Source organism: Micromonospora sp. (genome assembly GCF_048594385.1).
Taxonomy (GTDB): domain Bacteria; phylum Actinomycetota; class Actinomycetes; order Mycobacteriales; family Micromonosporaceae; genus Micromonospora; species Micromonospora wenchangensis.
In genome coordinates, this window is record NZ_JBMDWU010000163.1 from 1 (window position 1) to 3,328 (window position 3,328).

General features: G+C 70.9%; 4 protein-coding genes and 1 pseudogene. 3 read left to right on the forward strand and 2 right to left on the reverse strand.

Annotated features, from left to right (window positions below; translation table 11 throughout):
* Window positions 1-224 (reverse strand): annotated as a pseudogene (locus ACOJTC_RS08595) (hypothetical protein); the annotation flags it as partial.
* Window positions 225-387: 163 nt separating this feature from the next.
* Entirely contained in the window at window positions 388-876 is a 489-nt protein-coding gene (locus ACOJTC_RS08600; protein WP_357925920.1) for an Lrp/AsnC family transcriptional regulator, read from the reverse strand.
* A gap of 140 nt (window positions 877-1,016) precedes the next feature.
* Here ACOJTC_RS08600 and hppD point away from each other — a divergent pair, with 140 nt between their 5' ends.
* From hppD to ACOJTC_RS08615, 3 genes are all read left to right on the forward strand, one after another.
* Window positions 1,017-2,222, forward strand: a complete 1,206-nt coding sequence (hppD, locus tag ACOJTC_RS08605; protein WP_420116433.1) for a 4-hydroxyphenylpyruvate dioxygenase — start codon at window positions 1,017-1,019, stop codon at window positions 2,220-2,222.
* Between the two features lie 11 nt (window positions 2,223-2,233).
* On the forward strand, window positions 2,234-2,971 hold the full coding sequence (locus ACOJTC_RS08610; RefSeq protein WP_420116434.1) for an RDD family protein: 738 nt from the start codon (window positions 2,234-2,236) through the stop codon (window positions 2,969-2,971).
* Between the two features lie 40 nt (window positions 2,972-3,011).
* Window positions 3,012-3,328, forward strand: a 317-nt coding sequence (locus ACOJTC_RS08615) for a DUF2510 domain-containing protein (RefSeq protein ID WP_420116435.1), incomplete at its 3' end; no start/stop codon positions are given.

Sequence of the window (3,328 nt, forward strand, 5' to 3'; positions counted from 1 at the left end):
TGCTCGACCACGACGGTGTCGCCGACGATGGTGACGCTCTTCGGGGTGCCGCCGACCCGCTGCTGCCACAGCACGTCCGGTTCGGAGATCGGCTCGCTGCGGTCGACCCAGTCCCACACCCCGGGGAAGGGGTTCCACACGCCGGTGACGGCGAGCGCGATCACGATGACGAGCCCGAGCAGCAGCCCTCCCCGCACCCCGCCAAGGCCCTTCACACCGGACACCGTAGCGACGATCACCTCCCCGCCCCGCCCCCGCGCCGGAGTGTCGCCCTCCTTTCTCCCTGGCGGGCGGCCTACCCGTCGGGCAGATCGGACGCGCCGCGACATCGCCGATATAGCGCCAACAGAGCCTTCGGATGCCGCTATATCAGCCCAATTGCGTTGATCACGACCCGGCGGCCGACCGCAGCAACGGCAGCGTGCGGTACGGGATCTGCTCGGCGAGCGCGATGATCGTGGAGGCCCGGCGGATCGCGTCGGACGAGACGATCTGGTCGATCACCCGTTGCAGGTCGGTGTTGGAGCGGGCCACGATCCGGCAGAGCAGGTCGCTCGCCCCGGTGATGGTGTGCGCCTCCAACACCTCGGGGATCGCCGCCAGATGCGCGGTGACCGTGTCGTGGCCGTGCCGCTGGCTGATCTCCAGGGTGACGAAGCTGGTCACCGCGAACCCGATCGCCGCCGGGCGGATCTCCGGCCCGAACCCGCCGATCACCCCCCGGTCGACCAGCTTGTCCAGCCGGGCCTGCACGGTGCCCCGGGCCACCCCGAGCCGGCGGGAGCATTCCAGCACCCCGATCCGGGGTTCGTCGGCGAGGAGTTGGACCAGCCTGCCGTCCAACTCGTCGAGCTGTACACCCTGTCCAGCGTTCATGGCTGCACACCCTACCGATTGCGCAACCTGACCAGGGGAAAACGTGAGTGTTGCCCAGTGGACGGGCCCACCGCGATGCTGCCTGCAAGAGCTGACGGACCACCGGCCCACGACGCCGGCCGCAACCGAGGGAGGCCACCGTGACCCAGGCGATCGACCGACCCCAGTCGACCGAGGACATCGACGTCGACACGCTCGTCGGCGCAGTCGACCACGACATCACCCGTGACCCGTTCCCGGTCAAGGGCCTCGACCACGTGCACTTCCTGGTCGGCAACGCCAAGCAGGCCGCGCACTACTACTCCACCGCGTTCGGCATGACCTGCGTGGCCTACCGGGGGCCGGAGCAGGGTTACCGCGACCACGCCGAGTACGTGCTGACCAGCGGCTCGGCCCGGTTCGTGCTGACCGGCGCGGTCCGCCCCGACGCGGCCGGCGCCGACCACGTCGCGAAGCACTCCGACGGGGTCGACGACATCGCGCTTGAGGTGCCGGACGTCGACGCCGCGTACGCGCACGCGCTGGCCCAGGGCGCTACCGGCCTCATCGAGCCGCACGACGTGACCGACGCGTACGGCACCGTCCGGCTGGCCGCCATCGCCGCGTACGGCGACACCCGGCACAGTCTGGTCGACAGGTCCCGCTACACCGGTCCGTTCCTGCCCGGCTTCGTGGCCCGGGGCCCGATCGTCGACCGGCAGCCGATGATCGCCGCCGGCCTCCAGCCGAAGCGCTTCTTCCAGGCCGTCGACCACGTGGTCGGCAACGTGGAGCTGGGCCGGATGGACGAGTGGGTGGAGTTCTACAAGCGGGTGATGGGCTTCTCCAACATGGCGGAGTTCATCGGCGACGACATCGCCACCGACTACTCGGCGCTGATGAGCAAGGTCGTCGCCAGCGGCACCCGGAAGGTCAAGTTCCCGCTCAACGAGCCGGCGGTGGCCCGCAAGAAGTCGCAGATCGACGAGTACCTGGAGTTCTACCAGGGCCCCGGCGCGCAGCACATCGCGGTCGCCACCAACGACATCCTGGCCAGCGTCGACGCGATGCGGGCGGCCGGCGTCGAGTTCCTCGACACCCCGGACTCGTACTACGACGACCCCGAGCTGCGGGCCCGGATCGGCAACGTACGGGTGCCGATCGAGGAGCTGAAGTCCCGCAAGATCCTGGTCGACCGGGACGAGGACGGCTACCTGCTCCAGATCTTCACCAAGCCGGTGCAGGACCGGCCGACGGTCTTCTTCGAGCTGATCGAGCGGCACGGCTCGCTCGGTTTCGGCAAGGGCAACTTCAAGGCGCTGTTCGAAGCCATCGAGCGTGAGCAGGAAGCGCGCGGCAATTTGTAACACTGTCTCGCGTGACGCAACCTCCGAGCTACCCGACACCGCCGGCCGGTGGGCCTGGGCCCGCCGCCGGCGGCTTCGCCCCGCCCGCCGGCCCACACCCGCAGGGGTACGCCGTGCCGCCGCAACCCGGCCCCTACGCCGCGCCGCCCGGCGGCTACCCGCGACCCGGCCCGTACGCCGGGATGCCCGGGTACCCACCGCCGGCACCCGGCATGCCGCCGCCCGGTTTCCCCGGGATGTCGCCGCGTGGGCTGCCGCTGGCCAGCTTCGGTGACCGGCTGCTCGCCCTGCTCATCGACGGGGCGGTGCTCGCCGCGGCCAGCATGGTCTTCATCGTGCCGGCCTTCATCGTCTTCTTCCAGATGGTCCTGCCCGACCTGACCACCACGGCAGACGGCACGCCCACCTCCGACCCGTTCACCAACTTCCTGATTCCGATGCTGGTGTTGCAGGGCGTGATCTTCGTGGTGGCGTTCGCCATGAGCTACGTCTACCAGGTCGAGATGATGTTCAAGACCGGGCAGACCATCGGCAAGCGGGTGATGAAGATCCAGGTGGTGCCGCTCGACCCGGCCGCCACGCTGACCCGTACGGCCGCGGCCAAGCGGTGGGCCGCCTACCAGATCGGCGGGGCGATCATTCCCTTCTTCAGCTACCTCGACGGGCTGTGGCAGCTCTGGGACAAGCCGTGGCAGCAGTGCCTCCACGACAAGTTCGCCGGCACCATCGTCGTTAAGGTTGCCGGGTGAGCCAGCAGAGCGACCGCACCGGACAGCGCAGGGCGAGACCGTGAGCGTGCAACCAGGTTGGTACGTCGACCCGGCCGAGCCGACCACCCGACGGTGGTGGGACGGCGAGGGCTGGATCGGTGCCCCGATCCCGGTCGACGCCACCCCACCCGACGGCCCGCCCCCGCCCGAGCCGGAGCCCGCCGCCGAGCCGCCCGCCCCGACCTCCCCCGCCGGAGCCACCCCGGCCTCCGGCCAGCACCCGTCGGCCGGGCCCGGCACGCCGGCCGCGCCGGGCCCCCCCTGGGCGGGCCAGCCCGGGCCCGGGCAACCCGGCGCGGCGGGACAGCCCGGGGCCGGACAGCCGGAAGCCGGACC

What these genes read in the sequence shown, in the direction of transcription:
- ACOJTC_RS08600 (WP_357925920.1), bottom strand. Translation starts at nt 876, where the DNA reads ATGAACGCTGGACAGGGTGTACAGCTCGACGAGTTGGACGGCAGGCTG.